Here is a 25005-nt window from a genome sequence, read left to right on the forward strand (position 1 = left end):
GGATCCATTATGCGTTCGCGTATTTGGCAAGGAAGCAGTGTCGTGGTGTTGTCATGGCTGCTGCTTGCCTGCTCCTCCAGTAAAAATGCAGCTCCGGTAGATGGTGTTGATGAGGGGCAGTTTGTCTCGACCATTCCGGCTCGCCAAAGCGGTGCCCAGGTCAGCGCCCCCATTCAGGGCGGCAGCTATGTGGTGAAACGGGGCGATACCCTCTACTCCATCGCCTTCAACTCCGGCAACGATGTGCCGTCGCTGGCCAGCCTCAACAACATCAGCCCGCCCTACAACATCTATCCGGGGCAGCGACTGCGACTCGATGGTTCCAGCGCCAGTGTTGGCAGCAGCCGCAGTGCCGGTACCTATGAGGTGCGCCGCGGCGATACCCTGAGCAGCATCGGCCGCCAGTTCGGCATGACACCGCAGGCGCTGGCCCAGAGCAACAACCTGAGCGCCCCCTATGCGCTGCAACCGGGTCAGGTGCTCAATGTCCAGATCGCAGGCGGCGGTTCGACCCAGATGGTGGCTGCGACTCGTCCGGCAACCGTGACACCGGTGGCCGTGAGCCGTCCGAGCAGCGGTCCGCGTCCGTTGGCCGAGCCGAGTGGATCTGGTCAGACCACGCCGTTCATCTCTCAGAAATCCGTTGCTCCGGCAGCACCGAAGGAATACGCTCAGTCCAAAGAACAAAAAATAAACAACTCCCAGTCGAGACTTGCTTGGCACTGGCCCGCAAAAGGCCGGATTGTCGAGGGGTTCTCTGTTGCAGAACAGGGTAACAAGGGGATCGACATAGCCGGCCAGAAGGGGCAACCCGTCTACGCCGCCAGCAGCGGTAAAGTGGTATACGCTGGCAGTGCTTTAAGGGGGTACGGCAAGCTGATTATCCTCAAGCATGATGATGACTATCTCTCCGCTTACGCACACAACGACGAGTTGCGGGTGAAGGAAGGGGACAGCGTCAAGGGGGGCTCGGTCATTGCCAACATGGGTAGCACGGACGCGCCGGATGTGCGATTGCATTTCGAGATCCGGTACAGAGGCAAGTCGATCAATCCGATGAGCTATTTGCCAAAGCGTTAACCCCAGAGAGACCGTCTTACTCTGGTAACGTCAGGGAGACACACCATGAGCCAAGAACAACTGGTAATGCAGGATGCAGAGTTAGAGTTTGACGCTGAACCCGAATCTCACGAGGTAGAAGAGTTGCAGGAGGTAGCCGCCGAGGCGGACGAGACTATCTCCGATGAGTTGCTGGCACCTGAGCTGAATAAGGTGATGGATGCCACGCAACTCTATCTGGGGGAGATAGGTTTCTCCCCGCTGCTCACTGCCGAAGAGGAAGTCTACTACGCCCGTCGTGCCTTGCGGGGTGACAAAGCCGCCCGCAAGCGCATGATCGAGTCCAACCTGCGACTGGTGGTGAAAATCGCCCGTCGTTACAACAACCGCGGCCTGGTGCTGCTGGATCTTATCGAAGAGGGCAACCTCGGTCTTATCCGTGCGGTCGAGAAGTTCGACCCCGAGCGCGGCTTCCGTTTCTCCACCTATGCCACCTAGTGGATCCGCCAGACCATCGAGCGGGCCATCATGAACCAGACCCGCACCATCCGTCTGCCCATTCATGTGGTCAAAGAGTTAAACGTTTACCTGCGCACCGCGCGCGAACTCTCTCACCGTCTCGATCATGAACCGACCGCCGAGGATATCGCCTTCGCGCTGGATCGTTCGGTGGATGACGTGAACCGCATGCTCAAACTCAACGAGAAGATCACCTCGGTGGACACCCCCATCGGTGGCGATCGCGACAAGGCGCTGCTGGATGTGCTCTCCGACGAGCGCGGCATGGGGCCTGAGCTGGAGTCTCAGGAAGATGATATGCGCAGCAGCATCGTGCACTGGCTGGAGGAGCTCAATCCCAAGCAGCGGGAAGTGCTGGCCCGTCGTTTTGGTCTGTTGGGTTATGAGCCTGCCACCCTTGAGGATGTGGGGGCCGAGATTGGCCTGACCCGCGAGCGGGTACGCCAGATCCAGGTGGAGGGGCTGCGCCGTCTGCGGGAGATCCTGCTGAGTCAGGGGCTCTCCATCGAGGCGCTATTTCGTACCAATTAAGCATCCGCACCAATTAAGTCTGCACCAGCTGATCAGCGCATCAGCCAGATAGCACGAGGGGAGCAACAGCTCCCCTCGTTTTTTATTGCCTGTCGTCTGGCGATGGCTTCGTGGTTATACCAGCTCGGCCAGCATGGTGTCGGCGTAGGGCACCAGCGCTTCGCCCTTCTTCACCTTGGTGAGGTAGTCCGGGTTGGCGATAAGCGGACGGCCGATGGCCACCAGATCGAAGCGGTTAGCCTCGATGGCCGCAGCGGCGCGCTCGGCGTCGTAGTTGCCCACACCGACCAGATTGCCCTTGTAGTGGGCGCGCAGATAGTCGGAGGCGCGGCCACCCAGATAATCGAAGGTGAGGTTGTCATCAAAGATGCCGAGATGGATATAGGCCAGCGGGCGCTCGTTGAGCTTGCCCAGCAGATAGTCGAACACGGCGCGATCTTCCGGGCTGCCCGCCAGATGGACATAGGCACCCGGGGAGAGGCGAATACCAACCCGATCACCGCCGATACGGGCGCTGATGGCATCGACCACTTCCAGAGCGAAGCGGCTCATCTTTTCCGGGCTGCCACCGTAGTTGTCGGTGCGCAGGTTGGTGGAGTGGTGCAGGAACTGGTCGATCAGGTAGCCGTTGGCACCGTGGATCTCCACCCCGTCAAAGCCCGCCTCGATGGCGTTGGCTGCGGCTTGGGCGTAATCCAGCACCAGCTGGGCGATTTCGGCCTCGGTCAGGGCGCGCGGCACCTGATAGGTCAGCTCGCGCATGCGGGGCACAGTGCCCTCGTGTGCCACGGCTGAGGGGGCCAACACTTCAGCCTGATGGAAGAAGGGGTGGGAGAGGCGGCCGACGTGCCACAGCTGGGCGAAGATCTTGCCGCCTTTGGCGTGTACGGCGCTGGTCACTTTCTTCCAGCCATCGATCTGCGCCTGGGTGAAGAGGCCCGGGGTATTGGGGTAGCCCTGCGCATCGGGGCGGATGATGACGGCCTCGGAAACAATCAGGCCGATGTCGGCGCGGCGGCCGTAATAGGCAGCCATCTGCTCGGTCGGCACCAGACCTGGGCCTGCCATGCAGCGGGTGAGCGGGGCCATCATGAAACGGTTGGCCAGGGTCAGAGTGTCATTGAGTCGATACGGCTGAAACAGGGTATTCATGATAGGTTGTCCTGAACGGGTTATTCTTGAACGTGCATTCAAGACGTTTTTTGCGTCAGGCGCAAGCTTTTTTTGAATGCGCGTTCAAGAAGGTTGGCCCGAGCGGGCGGCTGGGGTAAACTTGCCGCCCTTTCCAGCCACTCTTTATCGGCGGGCCCTGTTGCCCCTTGCCGGTGAACCATTTCCCACGGGAGGAACCATGCGCATAGCCGAGTTTGATCGGGACGAGGTACTGCGAAATGCCATGGAAGCGTTTCGCGCCAAGGGATATGCCAAGACCACCATGCAGGAGCTGGTGGCTGCCACCGGCCTGCACCCGGGCAGCATTTACGGCGCCTTTGGTAACAAGCGCGGCCTGCTGCTGGCGGCGGTGGATCACTATGTCGAGGGCAAACGCACCCTGCGCCGCTCCCTGCTCGACAACCCGAGCCCGCTGGCGGGCCTTGCGGCCTATCTCGACCGGATTGTGGGGGAGGCGCTCTGCGGCTCCTGTCTGGTGACTCGCACCATGATGGAGCTGAGCGAGCAGGATGAGGAGCTGACCCAGCGGGTCAAGGGGATCTATGGCGAGCTGGAGCAGGATCTGGCCGAGTTGCTGACGCAGGCGCAGGCCAAGGGCGAGCTGGCGCCGGATAGCAATATCCACACCCTCACAGCACTGCTGCTGATCAACCTGCAAGGGTTGGTCACCTTCGCCCAGTGCCGCCCCGATCGCCCCCTGCTCGATGACGTAGTCGCCCAGCTGATGCGGGCCCTGCGGGCGTAACGCGATACCGCAGAAACAACAGTGGCTCCCTCGGGAGCCACTGTTGTTTGCGGGAGGGTTACCTCGGCCCCACCAGTTCTTTCATCAAATCTTTCAGCCATACCAGCGCCGGTTGCTGCGCGTGCACGGGGTGCCAGACGCAGTTTAAGTGGTAATCCGGCACGTCTTCGGGTAGCGGCAGGCTTTTCAGCGGCCAGTGGGTGGCGAGCAGCTCGGCTACCATGCTGGGCAGCACCAGCAGGTGATCGCTCTGGCTGACGATGGCGGCGGCGGACATATAGCTCTGGCTGTTGACCGAGATGGTGCGGCTAAAGCCCTGACTCTTCAGATAGCGGTCGAGGCTCGCCTCCGAGGTACCCAGCGGCGAGTGGAACACATGGGGCATGGCGATGAGCTGCGGCAAGGTGATGCGCTCCATCCACTGGGAGGGATCATCCTCGGCCCCGGCGGGGGCCGATTTGGCAATGGGCAGATCGGCGCGCACCAGTCCGGCCAGCGGCTCGGTGAGCCAGGTCTCCTTGCCGAGATACCCCGGCACCTGCATGTACTCGTCAAAGCCCAGCACCAGATCGATCTCGCCGCTCGCCAGCTCGGCTTCGGGCAGGGTGTCGCGCAGGATGCGGATCTCGATGGTGACCCCCGGCGCCAGCCGTCTGAGCCGCTGAATAAGCGGCGGGATCAGCACGCACTCCACGTAATCTGTGGTGCAGAGCACGAAGCGCCGCTTCGACTGGCTCGGCTCGAACTCTTCTTCCTCGGTGAGCTGCTGCTCCAGCAGCCGCAGCGCCTGCTGCACCCCGAGATGCAGCCGCTGGGCGCGCGGGGTCGGCAGCATCCCCTGCGGGGTGCGCACCAGCAGCGGGTCGCCGAGAAAGGTGCGCAGCCGGTTAAGGGAGTGGCTCATGGCGGGCTGGCTGATAAAGAGCGCCTCGGCGGCGCGGGTGACGCTCCCTTGCGTCATCAGGGCGTCAAAAGCGAGCAGCAGATTGAGGTCGAGCTGGTGCAGTTTCATGGGGGGATTATTCGCCGTGTTTATGGGACAATCCATCCTATTCATTTGATGGATGGGGGCGCAACGTCTTAATCTGCGACCCACTCTTATTTTTCCGGGTTCCCGCGCCGCATCTGGCGTAAACGGGGGGCCTCAATCCATGCAAGGAGCCTTGCGATGAGCATCAAGACCATTAACTCCACGCCGGCCGCCGACGGCTTCACCATGCCCGCCGAGTGGGCGCACCAGCAGGCCGTCTGGATGATCTGGCCGTTTCGCCCGGACAACTGGCGCGTAGCCGGTCGCTTCGCGCAAGAGACCTTCGCCAAGGTGGCCGATGCCATCGGTGGTGCCACCCCGGTCTTTATGGGTGTACCGGCCCAGTTTATGGAGCAGGCCCGTGCCATCATGCCCGCCCACGTCACTTTGGTCGAAATGGACAGCGATGACTGCTGGGCCCGCGATACCGGCCCGACCATCGTCACCAACGCGGCCGGCGAGTGCCGTGGGGTGGATTGGGGCTTCAACGCCTGGGGTGGTCACAAGGGCGGTCTCTACTACCCGTGGAATCAGGATGAAGAGGTCGCTGCCCAGATGCTGGCCCAGCACGGCATGGCTCGTTACGACGCGCCGCTGATTCTGGAAGGGGGCTCCATCCATGTTGATGGCGAAGGCACCTGCCTGACCACCGCCGAGTGCCTGCTCAACGAAAACCGCAACCCGCACCTGACCAAAGAGCAGATCGAAGCTTACCTGCGCGACTATCTGGGCGTCACCAGCTTTATCTGGCTGGACGAAGGCGTCTATATGGATGAAACCGACGGCCACATCGACAACATGTGCTGCTTCGTGCGTCCGGGTGAAGTGGCCCTGCACTGGACTGATGACCAGAACGATCCCCAGTACGCCCGCTCCGTGACCGCCCTCAAGGTGCTGGAAGCGGCGGTCGATGCCAAGGGGCGCAAGCTGAAAGTGTGGAAGCTGCCCCAGCCGGGCCCGCTGTTCTGCACCGAAGAGGAGTCTGCCGGGGTCGAGAGCGGTACCGGTGTGCCGCGCGAGGCAGAAGGCCGTCTGGCCGGTTCCTACGTGAACTTCCTGATCACCAACGATCGCATCGTCTACCCGCTGCTGGATGCCGCCACCGATGGCGAAGCCCAGCGCATTCTGGAAGAGATCTTCCCGGATCACACCGTGGTCGGCGTACCGGCCCGCGAGATCCTGCTGGGCGGTGGCAATATTCACTGCATTACCCAGCAGATCCCCTCCGGCAAATAAGAACCGGTTCCGGTGAGTATTCAAAACCCCACGCCGCGGGGTTTTCTCTCTTGATGGTGTGATGGTCGCAGGCGCTGATGCGGCGATCATCATGACAAACAGTCACCCTTTTACAGGAGATCCCCATGATCGAAGTGACCGAGGTTTCCATTGCCGAGCTGCGTGCCGCGCTCGAATCAGGCCGCACCACAGCGGTCGAACTGGTCAAGGCCTATCTGGCCCGGATCGAGGCCTACAACGGCCCCGAGACTGCCACCAAACTCAACGCCGTGGTGGTCGCCAATCCCGATGCGCTGAAAGAGGCGCAAGATTCTGATGCCCGCCGCGCTCGTGGCGAGACCCTGAGCCCGCTCGACGGCATCCCCTACACCGCCAAAGACAGCTATCTGGTCAAGGGGCTGACCGCTGCCTCCGGCAGCCCGGCCTTCAAGGATCTGGTGGCCCAGCGCGATGCCTTTACCGCTGAGCGCCTGCGCGCCGCCGGTGCCATCTGCCTTGGCAAAACCAATATGCCGCCGATGGCCAATGGCGGTATGCAGCGCGGCGTCTATGGCCGTGCCGAGAGCCCCTACAACGCCGACTACCTGACTGCGCCGTTTGCTTCCGGCTCCTCCAACGGCGCCGGTACTGCCACCGCCGCCAGCTTCTCCGCCTTCGGCCTTGCCGAAGAGACCTGGTCGAGTGGCCGTGGCCCTGCCTCCAACAACGGCCTGTGCGCCTACACCCCGTCCCGTGGCGTCATCTCGGTGCGCGGCAACTGGCCGCTGACTCCGACCATGGATGTGGTGGTGCCTTATGCCCGCACCATGAACGACCTCTTGGAAGTGCTCGACGTGGTAGTGGCTGACGATGCCGACACCCGTGGCGATCTGTGGCGCATGCAGCCCTGGGTGCAGCTGCCCAAGGCCTCCGAGGTGCGTCCGGCCTCCTATCTGGAGCTCGCTGCCAAGGCCGATGCCCTCAAGGGCAAGCGCCTCGGCGTGCCGCGCATGTTTATCAACAAGGATGAACTGGCCGGCACCAGCGAAAACCCCGGCATCGGCGGCCCGACCGGTCAGCGCATCCATACCCGCGAGACCGTGATCGCCCTCTGGGAAGAGGCCCGTCAGGCGCTGGAAGCCGCTGGCGCCGAAGTCATCGAAGTGGACTTCCCGCTGGTCTCCAACTGCGAAGGGGACCGACCCGGTGCGCCGACCGTGTTCAATCGCGGCATCGTGAGCCCGGAGTTTCTCAACGACGAGCTGTGGGAGCTCTCCGGCTGGGCGTTCGACGACTTCCTGCGCGCCAATGGCGATCCCAAGCTCAACAAGCTGGCCGATGTCGATGGGCCGAAGATCTTCCCCCACGATCCGGGCACCCTGCCGAACCGCGAGGGTGATCTGGCGGCGGGCATGGACGAGTACGTCAATATGGCCAAGCGCGGCCTGAAATCCTGGGACGAGATCGCTACAGTGCCGGACGGCCTGCGCGCTCTGGAAAAGACCCGCAAGCTGGATCTGGAGGACTGGATGGACGGGCTCAAGCTCGACGCCGTGCTGTTCCCGACCGTCGCCGACGTCGCCCCGGCTGATGCGGATGTGAATCCGGCCTCCGCCGATATCGCCTGGAGCAATGGCATCTGGGTTGCCAACGGCAACCTCGCTATCCGTCACCTCGGCGTGCCGACCGTCACCGTCCCGATGGGGGTGATGGCCGATATCGGTATGCCGGTGGGGCTGACCTTCGCCGGTCGCGCCTATGACGACAACAACCTGCTGCGCTTCGCCTCGGCCTTCGAGTCCACTGGCAGTAAGCGTATGGTGCCGCCACGCACGCCGCCGTTGGCTTGAGCGTCGCCGCTGGCCTGATAGTTGTTAGGTCAGGCACAAAGAGAGAGGGAGGCATCATGCCTCCCTCTTTTTTCGTCCATGTTCTGGCTTTGGCCATCACACCCGGATGTTCTGGCCCGCACCCATTTCGCTTTTTGTCACAGGCGGGGTCTGCTCATCCTGGGACAAGCTGGCCTCCCACTCGTGGGCCTTCTCCAGCAGATCGGCGAGGCTCTCCCTGATCTGCTGCGGACGATAGTTCCCCAACGCGAGCTGGGAGAAAAACGATACCCGCTCGGTGCCCGGATAGATGCCGACCCCGTAGCCATGGCGCAAGGGGGCGAGGGCATGCTCGCCAAAGCGCAGGAACAATTCGCGCGACAGGCGCTCGGGAAGATCGCTCGCCGTGGTCACCGAGAGCACCAGTGCCATCTCGTCGGGTTGAGCCACGATATTGACCACAAAGGGGGCGCTCGCTTCCTCTGCTGTTCGCTGGATCTCGAACGTGCAGACGCCGTTTTCATCGAAGGCCAGCGGTTCGACCGACAGCTCGGCCACGATTTTCTGATAGATATCCAACACAACACTCCAGTCCGGTTGCCCGGTCGTCTTCGAAGGGGCAGGGCACGATCACAAAGAGACGGCCCGCCATCGAGCGGGCTTGGCCGTCATCCATATTCATGGCAAGGGTTACACCTTGATATTGAGTGCTCGTCCCTCTTCCAGCTCGAACACCCGGACATCGCTCACCGGATTGTCGTTAAAGCGCACGCTTTTCTTCATCTTGGCGGCGACGTTCTCCCCGTCCGATGAGCCAGTGTGCTCTTCGACCAGCGGTGAGGTCTTGTTGGCGCGGGTGTTTGCCTTGGTCAGGGCGTCCAGTTCGGCGGTGGCTCTTTGCTCAAACAGCTGGACGAAGCTGCGATTGAACTCGGCATTGACCTTGGCGTTGAACGCCTCCGATTCATGGCCCAGGGTATTCAACGCCGAACTGAGTGCCTCACCCGAGAGTGACTCGTGCAGGGCGATCGTCCGCTCGATCACCCGACTGCTCAGCATGCTGAAGATGGCATCTTTACCGTTGATAAAGCTGGAGAAGTGCTGTTGCACAAAGCTCAGGGAGTCCTTATCCAGCGTCTCCAGACCGAGGCGCTTCTTGTTGGCATCTGTGATGTCGGCCATGGTCGCCGTTTTGGGGTCGCTACCCGGCTTCAGATATTGGGCATCGTTCTTGAACTCGCTGACGGGCTGGTTAAAGGCTTGCTGCACAATCTTCTTGACTTGGCCAAGTTCGGTCAGCTGCCGCTGCACCTCGGACTGAATTTGAGTGGCCCGGGTGGTGAGCGCACTCTCCCCCTTGGTGGTGGCGCGGCTAAAGAAGTCGACCACCGCATTTTTGATGCGGCCCAGCGTGCTTAAATGGGCCAAGTCCCGTTGTACGGAGACATCCCCACTCTTGCCGATATGAATGGTGTACTCCTTACCTTCACCCAGATGAAGGGCAAGCTTCTGATTGCTGCCGGGATTGACGCTGGCGAGCTGCAGGCTGTCGATAGCCTTCAACATCACCGGGGTAGCTCCATGAATAGCCATGACCTTGGTTCCTTATCTCACTAACAAGCGATACATCTGGCTTGCATCATACCCGTCAGTGAAAACGCCGTTTATTAGCCATGGTTGCACTATTTTAGTTTGGGGCGTGTCTGTACTGGTCGTGGGTGAGAGGGGAACAGTTTGCTGTGTTGCCTCGGCGTTGAGTCCACCGGCAGCAAGCGTATGGTGCCGCCACAGACGCCGCCGTTGGGGTGATTGCTGTTGGGAGTTAAATCTCTCTGTGTGTCCGAAGAAAATGAAAAAAACCACCCGTTATGCAGGTGGTTTTTATATAGATATTCCATGCCTATTAATTTTGATGTATAAAACATTTATTTCTCATTTATTATTTTTTTAAGTATCCGCTTAGGGTTGAATACTAGAGGGCCTATTTTATATTCTACTAGTGATATTGCGCCATCTAATAAATCCAATCTGTCATTTTGTAAACTTTCCAATAAAGATATTTTTGCATTCGCTGATTGCAATTGTTCTTTTAATTTACCATTAGATATATTTTGAAGCTCTATAATAGAGCTCTTCATATCACATTGTTGAGTGAAAAAAATTACCTGTTGTTGGAGAGATTGAATAAATATTTTTGATTCAATATCATTTTTTGTTTGACTTACTGGAATGTGTTCTGAATAAGGAAGGGATAGGTATAAATACAAAGCTTTTTCTATATTTTCCTTAAATGCACTTTCGTCGTTTTTAGTAATGGTTAGAAAAGTGTATCCTTCTTTGTTTTCAGTCGATACGTCAGCATTAATCCCAATTTGTTTCAGAAGTTCGCCGAACCATAAAACATATTGGGAGCAGATCACTTCATAACCGATTGGGAATTTGAAAATTTTAACTATTAAATCTGATTTTACGTTCATTAATAGTTCTTTTTCTAGCTCTATTAGTTTTAATTTTGCTGCATTTGCAAAACGTTCAATTTCATCAATGATATTACCATTTTCAATAACGTCCTTAACTTCAAAAATTAATCCGTAGCCATCGTCGTCAATTAAACAGACACTTTCAAAAAAACCAGTGAGCTTTGACTCATAGTGTTGCGATATATATGCTGGCGGGACAAGTTCAGACCAGTCCTTGTAATTGAAAATCAAAGAATATTCTACTTCTATGTGGTTGTTCTTTTTGTTTAATACAACCATTTCTAAATATTTAAAAGACTGTGATTTATAGAAGTCAGAGATCATGAAATTATCAGGGAATGAATCTACAGTTATATCTGATAATTTGTTTATGACATATCCTTTATCTCTTGGTTCCCAAATGTAACTGTATTCACTGGTTTCATCTTTGCTGATGGATGTGAGTAAATTGCCATCTAAGTAGACCTGCAAGGTATCATCAATATGTTCAAAAGTGATGCTCAACTTTGAATCTCCAATAATAAGTTTAATACTTTCTTAGTTAGTATAATCTTTCTTTTGGGTTAGATTGAAGCCCATGTTTATATGCCAGGCTGTAGGTTCGAATAGCGAAGCGTATTCGGACGTTCGCGAACAGGAGGTCGCTGCCGATTTTTTCCGGACTTCCCCCTGACTTCACCTTCTCTTCACACAACCTCATTTTCCCCTCACAAATCCCCCGTATCTTCTGCCCACTGCTTAAAAGGCCCGGCTTGCCACAGGGGTGGCGAGGGGGCAGTTGGTTCGAGGGAGCAAGATGATGAAAAGTTGGATGAAGTGTGGATTGGCCGGGGCCGTGGTGCTGATGGCGAGTTTCTGGGGTGGCAGCGTGCGGGCGGCGGGGATCTCCCTTAAGCAGGTGAGCGGCCCTGTTTACGTGGTTGAAGATAACTACTACGTAAAGGAAAACTCCATGATCTATTTCGGGGCCAAGGGGGTGACGGTGGTGGGGGCGACCTGGACGCCGGATACCGCCCGCGAGCTGCACAAGCTGATCAAGCGGGTCAGCAGCAAGCCGGTGCTGGAGGTGATCAACACCAACTACCACACCGATCGGGCGGGCGGTAACGCCTACTGGAAGTCCATCGGGGCCAAGGTGGTGGCGACGCGCCAGACCAGGGATCTGATGAAGAGCGACTGGGCCGAGATTGTCGCCTTTACCCGCAAGGGGCTGCCGGAGTACCCGGATCTGCCGCTGGTGCTGCCCAACGTGGTGCACGATGGCGACTTCACCCTGCAAGAGGGCAAGGTGCGCGCCTTCTACGCGGGCCCGGCCCATACGCCGGACGGCATCTTTGTCTACTTCCCCGACGAGCAGGTGCTCTATGGCAACTGCATCCTCAAGGAGAAGCTGGGCAACCTGAGCTTTGCCAATGTGAAGGCCTATCCGCAGACCATCGAGCGACTGAAAGCGATGAAGTTGCCGATCAAGACGGTGATCGGCGGTCACGACTCACCGCTGCACGGGCCCGAGCTGATTGATCACTACGAGGAGCTGATCAAGGCGGCGCCGCAGTCATAGCTGCTGCGTGGCAGACAGCCTGCAAGCCTTGCCATTGCTGCAATCATTCGCCATAACGACACACCACAAAACGCCCGCTTTCAGGAAATGAGCGGGGGTTTTGCTGTTGCGGCTTTTCTGCGGCCACTTATTGCGGGGTTGGCACGGCGAGATTAAGGCTGTTCAAGGGAGGGAGGCTTTCATAAGATGGCCTTCTCTCTTTTCCCTGAAAGTTATCCATTTTCGTTATGCAATACGCCTCTCTTGCGCGCCTCAAGCAGGCCTTTATCACCGGGATGTGGGCCTCGCTGGTCAGCATCGTTATCGGCTTCGCCTTCAAGGTGTGGCTGGCGCAGTGGGTCGCCAAAGGGGAGCTGGCGCTGTTCAACAGCGTGGTGGACCTCATCTCCCTCTCCTTTATCCTGATGACAGGTTTTCGCTCCTCCATGGTGGTGAGTTACTCCCAGACCAAAAACGATCGGGACATCATCAATATCTTCCGCTACTTCCTGATCGGCATCGTGCTGCTCACTTGGGGGGCGGTGATCCCCTATATCAAGCACGGGCTCCATATCCGGGTGGAGTATCTGCAACTGGTGGGGGTGATCTTCGGGCTGGGGCTCAAGGTCTATTTCACCAATCTGGTGGCCATGTACCGGATGTATCAGCTCTCCAACCGGGTCACCTGGCTGGAGCCGCTGGCCAACGGTCTGCTGTTTATGGCCTGCTATTTCGGGCTGGGGATGGATGCGTTCCCTTCGCTCTTCTACGGGCTGACCTTCTCGTCGCTCGCCATCGCCGGTTATATGTATGTTTCGCGCCGTCGGGCCATCGCCACCAAGCCGCTCGCCAAGGTGACGCTCGGCCCCGAGATGGTGAGCTATGTGAAGAAGAGCTTTACCGCCTCGCTGGAGGCGGGAGCCAGCATCCTGATGATCTACATCACTGTGCTGCTCACCATCCGCCACTTCAGCATCGACGAGCTGGGGGATTTTCAGGTGGTGGTGCGTCCCATCTTCACCTATATGACCACCTTGTTCGTCTTCCCCATCTACCGCTTTGTGCTGCCGGAGCTGGCGGTCAATCTGCGCAATGGCGATCACCGCCAGATAAGGCTTATTCGCCGCTGGATCTTCCGCCTCTCCGCCATCGTCAGTCTGGCCTTCTTTGGCTTGATGCTGCTGGCGGGCAAACCGCTGGTGTTGCTGTTCTTCCCCGCCGACTACGTGGGGGCGGTGCCTGTGCTGTTCCACTTCTCCATCTTCTTCATCTTTATGATGCTCAACGGCTATCAGCTCGCCTACATCAAAGCTCACGGCCACTTTACCCAGAGCCTGCTGATCCGGCTGGCGGGCATAGTGGCGCTGGTCGCCGCCTACTATCTGGTGGCCGAGTTCACTGCCAACGTGGTGGCGATTATCGTAGCGCTGGGGCTTGGCTATATGGTGATGTTTATTCTCTCGACCCTGGCAGAGCGGCAGATCCTGCGTACCCTGCCACTGGTGCTGGCGACCCGTTAGGGCGTGACTCGCCAAGAGCTGACCCCTGCCAGATAACAAAAAACGCCCGTGCGGGCGTTTTTTTATTGGCGGTGCTGGGCGGCTTAGCGTTTGCCCTTGCCACCCTTGTTGCCAGCGAGGGCCTGCTTTCTGGCGCGCTGCTTCTGGGCTGCCTTGCTGTTGCGGCGCGGCTCGGGCTCGAAGCGGGTGAGATCCGGCTCAAAACCGGGAAACCACTGCTGGGGCAAGCGGGTGTCGAGCACCGCTTCCACCTTCTCCAGCAGGGGCGCATCTTCCGGGCTGAACAGGGTAATGGCGAGCCCCTTGTTGCCGGCGCGACCGGTACGACCGATGCGGTGGACGTAGTCCTCGGCCACAAACGGGAATTCGAGGTTAATCACATAGTTGAGATCGCTGATGTCGAGGCCGCGGGCTGCCACGTCGGTGGCGACCAGCGCCTGCAAGGTGCCGGCGCGAAACTCCAGCAGCACCTTCTCCCGCGCGCTTTGCGACAGGTCGCCGTGGAAGGCGAGCGCATTGATGCCCGCCTTGCCAAGCTGCTGGGCCAGTTTGTCGGCCCCCTGACGGGTGCGGCTGAAGATAAGCGCCGGTGCCCACCCCTTCACTTTCAGCATATGTTCGACCAGCGCCAGCTTGCGATCGCTGTCCACCGTGTAGACTCGCTGCTCCACCTCGGCCGCCGTGGTGTTGCGCGGCGCTACTTCAATCAACTCGGGGTCGCGCAGCAGCACCTTGCAGAGGGCAAACAGGTTGTCGTCGCAGGTGGCGGAGAAGAGCAGTGTCTGGCGATCCACCGGGAGCTGTTTTAGCAGCGACTTGATCTCGTCCATAAAGCCCATGTCGAGCATGCGATCCGCCTCGTCAAACACCAGATGGCGCAGGCTATCCAGGCTCAATGCCCCCTGACGCAGATGGTCGAGCAGGCGGCCCGGGGTGGCGATCAGGATATCCACCCCGGCTTGAAGCGCCTCTACCTGAGCCGCGATGCTCACCCCGCCGTAGACCAGCGTGCTGGTGAGACCTGTCCCCTGGCCGTAGCGCGCCACGCTCTCGGCGACCTGTACCGCCAGCTCGCGGGTCGGCACCAGCACCAGCGCGCGGATCGGGCGGAGCTCTGCTTGTGGCTGTTGTAGCAACTGCTCCAGCAGCGGCAGCACAAAGGCGGCGGTCTTGCCGGTGCCGGTCTGGGCACCCGCCATCAGATCCCGCCCCGCCAGAATGACCGGGATGGCGCGAGCCTGAATGGGGGTGGGGGCGGCATAGCCCAGTTCGGTCAGGGTCTGCTGCAAGCGGGGGGAGAGGGCCAGTTCGGTAAAGGAGGCTGTGGACATAGGGGCACCAGTCGGGGTTATCGCGGCCTGCGGCCACGATGCAGTGAGTGATCGTGGCCGCGATGGTAACAGAAGCAGGGGGAGCGGCAGAAGGCGGCTATGCCTCTGCGTCGTCTGGCAACGGGCGGATCAGCCGGATCGCTTTGCCCTCGTAGCAGGCGATGTTGTGCTTGCCGTGCTGTTTGACGTGATAGAGCAGCTCGTCGGCCAGATGCACCGCCTCGGTTACGGTGAGGTAGTCGCGAATGCGGATCACCCCGGCGGAGAAGGTGATGGGGGTGGGCAGCTCGGGGATCCCCAATGGGCGATCCAGCAGGCGGCCAGCGGAGTGGATCATCATCTCGTCATCCTCCATCCCCTTGAACAGCACGATAAACTCTTCGCCGCCCCAACGGATGGCGCTGTCCACCTTGCGGATATTGTTTCTGAGGTGGCGGGCAAAGGCGACCAGTGCCAGATCCCCGACGCCATGGCCATAGGTGTCGTTGATCGATTTGAAGTTGTCGATATCGAGGATCATCAGGTAGTCGTGCTCGTGGAGCAGACTCTGGCAGAGCACATCCCGGCGTGGCAGTCGGGTCAGGTGGTCGGTGTGCGCCAGGGTGCGCAGCCGCAGGTAGATCTGCTTCCAGGCCACCATGTCCAGCAACAGCACGATGAGATAGACCTTGAAGGCTGCACTTTGCAGGGCCAGCTTGACGAAATCGAACCAGCTGTAGGACCACTTCAGATAGAGATCATCCCCCGCCTTGGTGCGCATAAAGGGTTTGCTCAGGCAGAGATGCCTCGGGCGGCAGGGCTCGGCGGCTTCAAACGATATGTTGGTGCGGGTCGGGTTGATGGTGTCGAAGGGTCGCAGCACATCGTTAAATGCTTCATCGACGGCGATATCGATACCGAGCAGCCCGTATTTGTAACCGCCGCGCCCCGACTGATGGATGAAGGGGAAGTACATCACTATGGTGTTGCGCATGCTGAAGCTGTCGATCTCGATATCGGAGACAAAGGCCTCATCGGCGCTGCACAAGGGGCGGCCGGGGGCAAAGCTGGCGCAACCGAAGTAGTGATACCAGGCGGGCAGTGTCATCAGATCCACCTTGATCGGCGCCAGTCTGGCGGGCAGCACATTGTTGTCGGCCACCATGCCGATCAGCCGGTAGTCATTCCAGATGGTGTAGATATTGATCACCTCCGGATAGGAGAGGGCATAGCGGAAGGTGTTGAGGATATTGGCTGCCGGGTATTGCAGTGGAATATCGGCAAAGCGGTATTTGCTTTTGAGGTCATACCCGTAGAGATAGTCGCTGCCGACGCTATTCGGGGGCGGTGGCTGATCGAGCAGATGGTGCTGTGCCAGATAGCTGGTGATGTTCTCCACCTTGAGGATCTTGGCTCGCTGGTAGAAGACCTCGAACACGTTCTTCTGTTTGGCGGTGATGAGATCCATGTCGTGCTGGATAGTGAGATAGGTGTAGTAGAAGACAGTGCCCAGCCCGGTCAGGGCGAGCAGGGTCAATCCGGCCACTTTGACGATGAACTGGCGAGCAAACGCCGGTGGCCAGCGCAAGGCTGGGGGGTTACCTGAAAATAAGGTCATAGGTGTCTGGTTAGAGTACCGATAGGGGCGTGGGCGCCATACGGGCAAAGTATACGCGAATGAAATCCCGACAGGATCCACCGACAAACCTTGCCTGAAGCTGAAGACCTCACCACTTATTTATCCCTACTCCACGATCAGCACGCTCTCGCTGGCCAGATGGTGCAGCCACTCCCTGACGATCAGCAGCACGGCGGCAAATTGCTCGTCGCGGGGCAGCAAGCTGGCGGCGAGGGGATCCCCTTCCGCCATCGCGGCCAGCTGGCCAAAGGCTTGCTCCACCAGATCCCGGTCGAGCTGGTTGTCCCCCAGCGCTTCGGCCAGTGATGGCTGGCTGCGCAGAGTCAGCTGCAAGCCGGGCGGGATCTGCGGGGCGATGCGCATCAGCTCATCTTCCACCACCATGATGGCCCGCTCCAGTTCGAGCGGGGTGGGTGGCGCATTGCGAAACGGTCCGGGCTGGATGGCGTGGGTGCCAAAGGCCAGCGGGTAGTGTGACGAGGCCGCATCTGGCTGGCTCAGCCAGAGCTGACTGCTCTGTTCACCAATCTCCAGCAGCAGGGTCATCATCTCCGGTACGGGTTGTGTCATGGTGCTGCGCTCCTGTATTGTAAACGTTTTCCCATTCTGCCTTTGATACCCCCGCTATCGCCGTTTGGCGAGCACAATTTCTGCGAGTCGTCCCTCACTTTGTTGCAAACCCCTTGCAAAAAAATCCATTAGTGGCAGTCTGGATGTCTAAATGGCTGTCGCCGTTTCGTTATCCTCAGATGATTCAGGAGTTCAGATATGGATATTCGCACCGCTCCCCGCGCCATTGCGCTCGCCCTCATGCTGGCAAGCGGCATCGCCGCCGCCAACGAAGCGCTGGTGATCCAGACCGACTTTGGCCTCAAAGATGGCGCCGTGTCGGCCATGAAGGGGGTTGCCTTCGGGGTGGATCGCACCCTGCCGCTCTATGACCTGACCCACGAGATCCCGGCTTACAACATCTGGGAAGCCTCCTACCGCCTCTACCAGACCCTGCAGTATTGGCCCAAGGGCACTGTGTTTGTCAGCGTGGTGGATCCGGGTGTCGGCACCGAGCGCAAGTCTGTGGTGCTCAAGACCAAGAGCGGTCACTACATCGTGACTCCGGACAACGGCACGTTGACTCTGGTGGCCGAGCACTTCGGCATCGAGGCGGTGCGCCAGATCGATGAGAAGCTCAACCGCCTCAAGGGCTCCGAGAAGTCCTACACCTTCCATGGCCGTGATGTGTACGCCTACACCGGCGCACGGCTCGCCTCCGGCGCCATCAGCTACGAGCAGGTCGGCCCGCTGCTGCCCGCCGAAGTGGTGAAGATCCCCTATCAGCCTGCGGTAGCAGAGAAGGATGGCACCCTCAAGGGCACCATCCCGATCCTCGATGTGCAGTACGGCAACGTCTGGACCAATATCGACGATGCCCTGCTGACCAAGGCGGGGATCAACAAGGGGGATAACGCCTGCATCAAGATCCGCGAAGGGGATGTGGTCAAATATGACGGCAAGGCCCCTTACGTCAGCAGCTTCGGTGACGTGCCGGAAGGCCAGCCGCTGGTCTACCTCAACAGTCTGCTGCAGGTGTCAGTGGCGCTGAACATGGACAGCTTCGCCGCCAAGCATCAGGTGCAATCCGGCGCCAACTGGCATATCAGCCTGAAGAAGTGCTCCTGAAGATTGTCGGGCTTTCGACAAGCGGGTTTGAAGCAAGAGAGGGCAGCCAAAGAGGCAGCCCTCTCTCATCGGGTGGTAAGGCGTGCTGATAAGAAGTTGTTGTCAAAAAGCATATTAATTGAATGCAATTGATAATGATTGGTATTTGGTTGGATAATCGCGCACTTGTCTGACCACTCAACCATACCGAATGAAAACCAGCCTTTTACTGCTCAGCCTGTTGGCTCTGACCGCATGCAATGACAATCACAGCAATACGTCGGTGACCCCCTCACCCGAGGTGACCCCGCCGGTCGTCAAGCCGACCGAACCGCCCATCACGCCGCCAACAGTGCCGCCGGAAACTCATACCCGGGTTCCTCTGACCATTGAGGTCAATGTGGCTGATCGACTGGGGGCGGGAGCACAGCTTGAGGTGAGACAGGTCGCCACCGGGATCCGCGTGCAACAGGCCATCGAACCGGGCCAGCTTGCCCGCATCACCTTGCCTGAAGGTCTGCAACTGGATCAGCCGCTGGAGCTGCTTGGCAGCGACGAGGGCTATCTGCTGCGCGCGGTATCGGTGCGGGTGGCGGATCTCTCGGCCGGGATCACGCTTGCGCGCCGCAACAGCGTGCCGCGGCTGGGATTGAACGAGGAGGAGACGGCGCTCTTCCTGCTGGCGGATCAGAGCGGGGATGGTTCCCTCAGTCAGGCCGAGTGGGGCAGGGCAGAGGAGATCCGCCTGCAACAACAGGCGGCTCTTCAGGATTATGCAGCCTTCCTGCTGGCTCAGCGCCAGCCGGGTGCCGTGCTCGACTATGCCGACAGTTGGCAGATGCTGTTGGCCCTGCGCGATGACAAGCAGGCGCGCAGCTGGTATCAGCGCAGCAACAGTGCCCAGATCCAGTCCGCCCGCACCCAGCTCTATCCCGCCAACCCCAGCCAGCCGGACGAGCCGGAGACGGCAGATCTGCTGCGCCTCGATGAGCATGGGCTGCTGGTGGTGCGTGGCCTCTGGCAGTGCCTGCACGATGTGCGCACGGTCAGCGGGGTCAAGGGTAGCCAGTACTGGCTGTATGGCAGTGACACCAGTGCGTTGAAGGTTGCCAGCCAGCCACAACTGGCTGCGGGGCTGACCGCTTGCGGCCGCAGCAACTGGCGCCTGCCGACCCTCACCGAGTTCGAGAGATTGCTGAGCAGTGACAAGTCGGCATGGCGCTATCCCAATACCTTTGCTGTTGGCCTGCCTGCCCAGATCTGGCTGCAGGATGGTGCGGGTCAACCCCATCTCTATCAACTGGCGACCCGAACCTGGCTGGATGAGGGGGAGGGGAGTCTGCTCTGGTATGCGCTGGCACCCTATCCGGTGCGTCCCTCCGTGGTGCGCGACAGCAGCAAGCCGGACATGGCGGTTCTGCGCGCCCAATATAGCGGTTCATCGGCCCAATGGCCTGCCGCCCGGGTGGATGACGGGGTGGAATGGCAGGAGTTGGGGCCGCTGCCGGCGGTTCCCTTCCCGGCCGACAACCCCTATAGCCGGGCCAAGGTGGTGCTGGGTCAGCAGCTCTTTTTCGACAAACAGCTCTCCAAGGGGCGGGACATCAGCTGTGCCAGTTGCCACGATCCGCAAAAGGGGTGGAGCGACGGCCTGAGCGTGTCGGTCGGTCATCTGGGTCAGAAGGGCAATCGCAACGCTCCTTCCATACTCAACAGCGCCTTCAGCTCTACCCAGTTCTGGGACGGGCGGGTCGCCACGCTGGAGGAGCAGTCGCTTCACCCGATCCAGAACCCCATCGAAATGGCGCTGAGTCATGACGAGCTGCTGGCCCGTTTGCAGGCCAGCCCCGACTATCAGGCTGCTTTTGCCACTGCCTTTGGCGATCAGGGGATCACGCTGGAGCGGATCGCCAAGGCTATCGCTACCTTCGAGCGCACCATCATCAGCCGCGACAGCGATTTTGAGCGCTTCGTCAAAGGGGATAGTCAGGCGCTCAGTGACAAGGCGCTGTGGGGGATGCACCTCTACCGCACCGATGGCCGCTGCATGAACTGCCACTCCGGCCCGCTGCTGAGTCAGCACGGGTTCGAGAGTGTGGGGCTCACCTATTACGGTCGTGGCAAGCTGGAAGATCGCGGGCGCTTCCTGCAGACCCGCAACAAGGCGGACATCGGTCGCTTCAAGACCCCCAGCTTGCGGGACGTCGCTTTTACCGGCCCCTATATGCACAACGGCATCTTCCCGATCCTGGCTCAGCGTATCGGCGGCTCGGTGCAGGGGGTGGTGGCCATGTACAACTTTGGCGTGACCAAGTGGAGCAGCGGGGTCGGCTTCCCGACCGGTGCGGATCAATATGATCCCTTCTTCCCCAAAGCCTCCGATCACCTGCATGCCCTTGGCCTCAGCAATGACGAGCTCGATGCCATCGGCGAGTTTTTGCGCAGTGCCTCGGGCGAGCCGCGCCGCACTCCGGCCACGGTTGCCGAGCTGGGGGTGAGTGAGGTGGATGACCCGGCTCCGGTGGGAGCGGTGATCACCGGCTTGGCGGTGCTGCCTGCCCAGCCTCAGCTGGAAATGGGGCGGACGCTTCCTCTGCAACTGCAGTGGCAACTGAGCGATGGCTCTCTCGGCCCGCTCGATGGGCCTGTTGAGTGGCGCAGCGAACAGCCGGAGTTCGCCACCGTGAGTCCGCAGGGCGAGTTACGCGGTGTGACGGTCGGCACGGCACGACTGGTGGCGACCACGGCTCGTCACACGTTGACCGTGACGGTGCAGGTGGTGGATGCCCAGCCCGATTTTGCCCGGGGCTGTCGTCAACCCGAGCTGGTGGCGGGCAAGCTGGCCTTTGTCTGCCAGTTGACCAGGGACGAGGCGGAGCGTCTGTCCATCTCCTATGACGGTGTGAGCAGTGACAGTGATGGCGACTACAATCCCTTCCCGCTGGAGTATGTGACCATGGGTCAGGCGCGGGCGCGGGATTACTGCCAGCAGCTGGTGGCACGCGGTCATGATGACTGGCGTCTGCCGACCCGGGCCGAGCTGGAGGTGCTGTTTGCCGCTTACAACAAGGATGGCGCGACGGATCAGTTGCTTCAGCAGCAGGGGTGGCCGCTCTACAACCGCTACTGGAGCAGCGATGCGACTGCCAATGATGATGGTGAGCTGCCGCTGCTCGACCTGAGCACCGGCGACCTGTTGTGGGATCTGGCGGACGAGGCTCATGCCGCCACCTGCGTCAGGGCCATCTAGCCTTCATATAGAGTCAGATGAAAAACGGGCGCCTCGGCGCCCGTTTTGTTCTCTGGTAATAAAGAAAGGGATCAGAACTCGTTGGAGAGTGCCTTGTACCCTTTGACCAGGTCGATATTGGTGTGGGCCACGTCCTCGGAGAACTCGGCGGCATCTACCGAAACCCGCGGGATATGGGTCAGATCGCTCTGCTGGTTGATGCGGGTGGTGGAGGGGACGTAGAACTCCGGCGGCAGATCGCAGCCATCAATCACCGAGTTGTGACGCACCACGGCACCGTCACCGATATGGCAGTTGAACAGCACGCTGTTGAAGCCGATAAAGACCCGGTTCCCCACTTCGCACGGCCCGTGGACGATAGAGCGGTGGGCGATGGAGGTGTACTCGCCGATAGTGACGGCGGCGCCGGATTTGGAGTGGATCACCACGCCATCTTGGATGTTGGAGTTGGCGCCGATGACGATGGGTTCCATCTCGCCGTTGGCATCCACTTCGTCGGCGCGGATCACCGCATAGGGGCCGACAAAGACATTCTCTTTGATGATCACCTTGCCGCAGATGATGGCGGTCTTGTCGATATAGGCGGATTCGTCGATGACAGGCAGATGGCCGGAGGGATTCTTGCGGATCATGTTACATCCTGTGGTTGCCAAGAGGGATTATCTGGTGGTGGACGAGGAGCCTACCGGTCGGTCAGCTTACCCCTGCTCGCCCTCTGGTGAAACCCCTGACTGGTCTGACCCTTGTCGTATGCCGTTTCGGCATGGCTGTTTCCGGTCGCCAGAATATGGGAGCATGGCTGTTATCCCGAGTCGCGTTAGATGGACATATAAAGATGAAGAAGATGATTGCCCTGTTGGCGGGTGGTTTATTGCTCTCCTCGGCCGTGCAGGCCAAAGGGGAGGCGGGGGAGTTTGACTATTACGCCATGGCGCTCTCCTGGTCGCCCGAGCATTGCGCCGTCAAACCGGCCGATCGGGACCAGTGTTCCCGCAAGCTGGGCTTTGTGCTGCACGGTCTTTGGCCCCAGTACGATCGCGGTTACCCCAGCAACTGCACTCGCGAACGGCTCGATCCCGATATGGAGAGCGAGTTTGCCGACCTCTACCCCAGCCGTTTCCTCTATCGCCATGAGTGGGAGAAGCACGGTACCTGCTCCGGCCTGAGCCAGCAGGCCTTCCATCAGCTGGCAAGCGATCTGCGCCAGAAGGTGAAGATCCCGGCGGCTTATCAATCCCCGGAAGAGCCTCTGCGCAAAACCAGTTTCCAGCTCAAGGCCGATCTGGCGAGCGCCAACCAGTGGCTGGCTCCCGACAGCATCACGGTGGCTTGCGCCGATGGTGGCCGCTTCCTGCGGGAGATCTACATCTGCGTCAATAAAGAGGGGACGGATGCGGTCACCTGCTCCGCCGAGATGCAAAAGCGTGAGCGTCGCTCCTGTGGTCAGCCGGATTTCCTGCTGCGCAGCGTGCGTTAAGCCTCCACTCTCTTCATCGGGCCCCTTGCGGGCCTGATGTGTAACCACGGTTATTGGAAAGGAGTCTGACAGATGGATGGCAACAACCGGTTTGGCCCGCAAGAGCGGGCCCTGCTGCTCGGCGTGAAAGGGGTAGGGCCGAGCGTTATCGGGCGGCTCGAACAGCTGGGCTATCATACTCTGGCCGGATTGGCCGAGGCCGACACCACCCATATCGTCCAGCTGGTGGCCAGCATGCTGGGCTCGACCTGCTGGCAGAACAGCCCGCAGGCGCGCAGTGCCATCGATAGCGCCATTGCGCTGGCCCGCGCACATCTGGCGGCGGATGCGACAAACGGGGTGAATGGATGAGCCTCTTTACCGAACTGGGGATGCGTTATCCCATTATTCAGGCGCCGATGGCCGGTGTGCAGGGAAGCGAGCTGGCGCTGGCCGTGACCCGTGCGGGCGGCTTGGGCTCCTTGCCTGCCGCCATGCTCACGCCAGCGGAGCTGCGCAGCGAACTGGGACGACTTACCCAAAGCGGCCTTGGGCCATTTAACATCAACTTCTTCTGCCACCTGCAACGGGAACCGGATCCCGTTGCACTGGCCAGTTGGCAGCAGCGCCTTGCTCCCTACTACGCCGAGTTCGGCCTACTTCCCCCAGCGGTCACGACGGCGCCAAGCCGTGCACCTTTCAATGAGGTGCATGCCGCCATGGTGGCTGAGTTCAGACCGGCGGTGGTCAGCTTTCACTTCGGCTTACCCGCGCCTGAGCTGCTTGTCCAAGTGAAGGCTGCGGGGGCCAAGGTATTTGCCAGTGCCACAATGGTTGCGGAGGCCGTATGGCTCGCTCAACACGGCGCCGATGCCATCATCGCTCAGGGATTGGAGGCGGGCGGTCATCGCGGTCATTTCCTCTCTGATGATCTCGCCTTGCAGCAGAGCACCCTGACCCTGCTGGTGCAGATCCTCGCGGTGACCGATCTGCCGGTGATTGCCGCTGGCGGTATCGTCGATGGCAAGGGGATCGCCAACGCGCTGGCAATGGGGGCGAGCGCCGTGCAGATGGGCACCGCCTTTCTCTGCTGCCATGAAGCGGCCACCTCGGCGCTGCATCGCGCCGCCATCCATTCACCAGAGGGCCAGCAGACGGCACTGACCAATCTGTTCAGTGGCCGTCCGGCGCGGGGTATCGTCAACCGTCTGATGCGTGAGCTGGGCCCGCTCTCGGATCTTGCCCCTCACTTCCCCTATGCCAGTGGCGCACTGGCACCGCTGCGTGCCGCCGCCGAGAAGGCGGGGGACAGTGGCTTCTCTCCGCTCTGGGCTGGCCAGAATGTATCGGGCTGCCGGGATCTTCCTGCAACCGAGCTGATGGCGTGCTGGGTCAAAGAGGCTGGATTGGGATAAGCGCTGCTATATACGCCTCTTTATATAGAAGCGGCCGGTGGTGCAGTGCGTCGGACGCGACGGTGCGGCGATGATGGATGAGTGCCTGTCCCCTTGTTAGGCACTTATCCTGAGACAAAACCCCGCATTTCATCCACTCCTGTGGATAAGTCTGTATAAAGACTGTGTGTTGATATGAATAACTAATAAATTGCACTTTTTTGCAATTTTATTGCGGTAAAGCCTTGCCAATGTGAGCTGGATCTCTATAATGCGCCTCCATCGACAGGGCAAGCGGCAACGCAAACAACCTGGTCGATAACCTCGAAAAACCTTCGAAAATAAGGCTTGACTCGAGAAGGCGGTTGAGTAGAATTCCACTCCCGCAGCAACACACTGTTGCGTCGCTCTTTAACAATTTGAATCAAGCAATCTGTGTGGGCACTCACAGCATCGAACATCAAAAACAATTTTTGATTTTCAATGTCTGGTGAAGTGACCAAGACGATTTCTTAGCAATAAGAAATCGAACAGTTTATTTCAGCAATTCATTGAGCCGCTTTTCGAAGCAACCAAACTTAAATTGAAGAGTTTGATCATGGCTCAGATTGAACGCTGGCGGCAGGCCTAACACATGCAAGTCGAGCGGCAGCGGGAAA

The 25005-nt window shown here is 59.4% G+C and carries 20 protein-coding genes, 1 rRNA gene and 1 pseudogene; 13 read left to right on the forward strand and 9 right to left on the reverse strand.

Annotated elements, in window-relative coordinates; translation table 11 throughout:
• The first annotated feature begins 9 nt into the window (after nt 1-9).
• Nucleotides 10-1080 (forward strand): LysM peptidoglycan-binding domain-containing protein, encoded by a 1071-nt coding sequence (locus ACW5XC_RS13740; protein WP_042052342.1) that lies wholly within the window; start codon nt 10-12, stop codon nt 1078-1080.
• A gap of 45 nt (nt 1081-1125) precedes the next feature.
• Nucleotides 1126-2109 (forward strand): annotated as a pseudogene (gene rpoS / locus ACW5XC_RS13745) (RNA polymerase sigma factor RpoS).
• Nucleotides 2110-2223: 114 nt separating this feature from the next.
• Here the strand turns inward: rpoS and ACW5XC_RS13750 are convergent.
• Complete coding sequence (locus tag ACW5XC_RS13750) at nt 2224-3261, reverse strand: alkene reductase (protein WP_042052341.1); 1038 nt, start codon at nt 3259-3261, stop codon at nt 2224-2226.
• 199 nt (nt 3262-3460) lie between these two features.
• On the opposite strand from ACW5XC_RS13750, the gene ACW5XC_RS13755 reads away from it, so the two are divergent.
• A complete protein-coding gene (locus ACW5XC_RS13755; protein ID WP_005335495.1) occupies nt 3461-4027 on the forward strand; it encodes a TetR/AcrR family transcriptional regulator in 567 nt (188 codons plus the stop codon).
• 58 nt (nt 4028-4085) lie between these two features.
• On the opposite strand, the gene ACW5XC_RS13760 is transcribed toward ACW5XC_RS13755, so the two are convergent.
• Nucleotides 4086-5039, reverse strand: a complete 954-nt coding sequence (locus ACW5XC_RS13760; protein WP_042052340.1) for a LysR family transcriptional regulator — start codon at nt 5037-5039, stop codon at nt 4086-4088.
• Between the two features lie 156 nt (nt 5040-5195).
• Here ACW5XC_RS13760 and aguA point away from each other — a divergent pair, with 156 nt between their 5' ends.
• Nucleotides 5196-6293, forward strand: a complete 1098-nt coding sequence (gene aguA, locus ACW5XC_RS13765) for an agmatine deiminase (RefSeq protein ID WP_042052339.1) — start codon at nt 5196-5198, stop codon at nt 6291-6293.
• A gap of 125 nt (nt 6294-6418) precedes the next feature.
• Entirely contained in the window at nt 6419-8122 is a 1704-nt protein-coding gene (locus ACW5XC_RS13770; protein WP_042052338.1) for an amidase, read from the forward strand.
• A 96-nt stretch (nt 8123-8218) separates the two neighbouring features.
• Here the strand turns inward: ACW5XC_RS13770 and ACW5XC_RS13775 are convergent, their stop codons facing one another.
• The 3 genes from ACW5XC_RS13775 to ACW5XC_RS13785 all read right to left on the reverse strand — a co-directional run bounded on the left by ACW5XC_RS13775 (nt 8219) and on the right by ACW5XC_RS13785 (nt 11085).
• Complete coding sequence (locus ACW5XC_RS13775; protein ID WP_042052337.1) at nt 8219-8680, reverse strand: CesT family type III secretion system chaperone; 462 nt, start codon at nt 8678-8680, stop codon at nt 8219-8221.
• A gap of 111 nt (nt 8681-8791) precedes the next feature.
• Nucleotides 8792-9694, reverse strand: coding sequence for a hypothetical protein (locus tag ACW5XC_RS13780; RefSeq protein ID WP_042052336.1), 903 nt, complete (start codon nt 9692-9694; stop codon nt 8792-8794).
• A gap of 332 nt (nt 9695-10026) precedes the next feature.
• Complete coding sequence (locus tag ACW5XC_RS13785) at nt 10027-11085, reverse strand: hypothetical protein (RefSeq protein ID WP_042052335.1); 1059 nt, start codon at nt 11083-11085, stop codon at nt 10027-10029.
• A gap of 292 nt (nt 11086-11377) precedes the next feature.
• Between ACW5XC_RS13785 and cphA the strand changes: the two genes are divergently transcribed.
• Both cphA and ACW5XC_RS13795 read left to right on the forward strand, forming a co-directional pair.
• Nucleotides 11378-12142 carry a CphA family subclass B2 metallo-beta-lactamase gene (cphA, locus tag ACW5XC_RS13790; protein WP_080771364.1) on the forward strand — a complete coding sequence of 255 codons (765 nt, stop codon included), beginning with the start codon at nt 11378-11380 and terminating at the stop codon, nt 12140-12142.
• Between the two features lie 227 nt (nt 12143-12369).
• Nucleotides 12370-13641: a membrane protein gene (locus tag ACW5XC_RS13795; RefSeq protein WP_042052333.1), complete on the forward strand. Its 1272-nt coding sequence runs from the start codon at nt 12370-12372 to the stop codon at nt 13639-13641.
• Nucleotides 13642-13724: 83 nt separating this feature from the next.
• On the opposite strand, the gene ACW5XC_RS13800 is transcribed toward ACW5XC_RS13795, so the two are convergent.
• The 3 genes from ACW5XC_RS13800 to ACW5XC_RS13810 form a co-directional block, all read right to left on the reverse strand.
• The gene (locus ACW5XC_RS13800; protein ID WP_042052332.1) at nt 13725-14972 is read right to left on the reverse strand and encodes a DEAD/DEAH box helicase; all 1248 of its coding nucleotides are present in this window, start codon (nt 14970-14972) and stop codon (nt 13725-13727) included.
• Nucleotides 14973-15069: 97 nt separating this feature from the next.
• Nucleotides 15070-16539 (reverse strand): GGDEF domain-containing protein, encoded by a 1470-nt coding sequence (locus ACW5XC_RS13805; protein ID WP_042052331.1) that lies wholly within the window; start codon nt 16537-16539, stop codon nt 15070-15072.
• 156 nt (nt 16540-16695) lie between these two features.
• Complete coding sequence (locus tag ACW5XC_RS13810) at nt 16696-17160, reverse strand: hypothetical protein (RefSeq protein WP_042052330.1); 465 nt, start codon at nt 17158-17160, stop codon at nt 16696-16698.
• Nucleotides 17161-17358: 198 nt separating this feature from the next.
• Here ACW5XC_RS13810 and ACW5XC_RS13815 point away from each other — a divergent pair, with 198 nt between their 5' ends.
• Both ACW5XC_RS13815 and ACW5XC_RS13820 read left to right on the forward strand, forming a co-directional pair.
• Nucleotides 17359-18267, forward strand: a complete 909-nt coding sequence (locus ACW5XC_RS13815; RefSeq protein WP_042052329.1) for an SAM hydrolase/SAM-dependent halogenase family protein — start codon at nt 17359-17361, stop codon at nt 18265-18267.
• A gap of 190 nt (nt 18268-18457) precedes the next feature.
• Nucleotides 18458-21496, forward strand: coding sequence for a cytochrome c peroxidase (locus tag ACW5XC_RS13820; RefSeq protein ID WP_042052328.1), 3039 nt, complete (start codon nt 18458-18460; stop codon nt 21494-21496).
• Nucleotides 21497-21567: 71 nt separating this feature from the next.
• Here ACW5XC_RS13820 and ACW5XC_RS13825 read toward each other — a convergent pair whose 3' ends face one another.
• The gene (locus ACW5XC_RS13825) at nt 21568-22128 is read right to left on the reverse strand and encodes a gamma carbonic anhydrase family protein (protein ID WP_005343397.1); all 561 of its coding nucleotides are present in this window, start codon (nt 22126-22128) and stop codon (nt 21568-21570) included.
• 203 nt (nt 22129-22331) lie between these two features.
• Here ACW5XC_RS13825 and ACW5XC_RS13830 point away from each other — a divergent pair, with 203 nt between their 5' ends.
• The 4 genes from ACW5XC_RS13830 to ACW5XC_RS13845 all read left to right on the forward strand — a co-directional run.
• On the forward strand, nt 22332-22973 hold the full coding sequence (locus ACW5XC_RS13830) for a ribonuclease T2 family protein (protein ID WP_042052327.1): 642 nt from the start codon (nt 22332-22334) through the stop codon (nt 22971-22973).
• A 72-nt stretch (nt 22974-23045) separates the two neighbouring features.
• Nucleotides 23046-23324, forward strand: coding sequence for a Pathogenicity locus (locus tag ACW5XC_RS13835; protein WP_042052326.1), 279 nt, complete (start codon nt 23046-23048; stop codon nt 23322-23324).
• Nucleotides 23321-24367: an NAD(P)H-dependent flavin oxidoreductase gene (locus ACW5XC_RS13840; RefSeq protein ID WP_042052325.1), complete on the forward strand. Its 1047-nt coding sequence runs from the start codon at nt 23321-23323 to the stop codon at nt 24365-24367. The genes ACW5XC_RS13835 and ACW5XC_RS13840 overlap by 4 nt, the downstream gene beginning before the upstream one ends.
• A gap of 559 nt (nt 24368-24926) precedes the next feature.
• Nucleotides 24927-25005, forward strand: a 16S ribosomal RNA gene (locus tag ACW5XC_RS13845); the annotation flags it as partial.

Source organism: Aeromonas sp. 25-AL00135 (assembly GCF_054052385.1).